The sequence below is a fragment of the Desertibacillus haloalkaliphilus genome (genome assembly GCF_019039105.1).
In the GTDB taxonomy this organism is placed as follows: Bacteria; Bacillota; Bacilli; order Bacillales; family KJ1-10-99; genus Desertibacillus; species Desertibacillus haloalkaliphilus.
Map to the genome: position 1 here is coordinate 1 of NZ_JAHPIV010000655.1, position 320 is coordinate 320.

At 48.8% G+C, this 320-nt stretch carries 1 pseudogene; it reads left to right on the forward strand.

What is annotated here, in order from left to right:
- Positions 1 to 320, forward strand: a pseudogene (locus tag KH400_RS23725) (glycine/betaine ABC transporter permease); the annotation flags it as partial.

Genomic DNA, 320 nt, shown 5'->3' on the forward strand with positions numbered 1-320 from the left:
GTTTAAGCTTGAATTACCATTGGCAACAAATACGATTTTGGCCGGTGTGAACCAAACGATTATGTTGGCCTTGTCAATGGTTGTGATTGCGTCAATGATTGGTGCGCCAGGACTTGGTCGTGGTGTCTTGTCGGCCGTACAAAACGCGGATGTTGGTAAGGGATTCGTGAATGGTTTGGCTTTGGTTATCTTGGCCATCATCATTGATCGCTTCACGCAAAAATTGAACGTCAAGCCGGCTGACAAGCAACCAACCTCAAAGCACCACTGGAAGATGTGGACGGCGATTGTAGTCGCTGTGGCGATGATCGGTTCAGGGG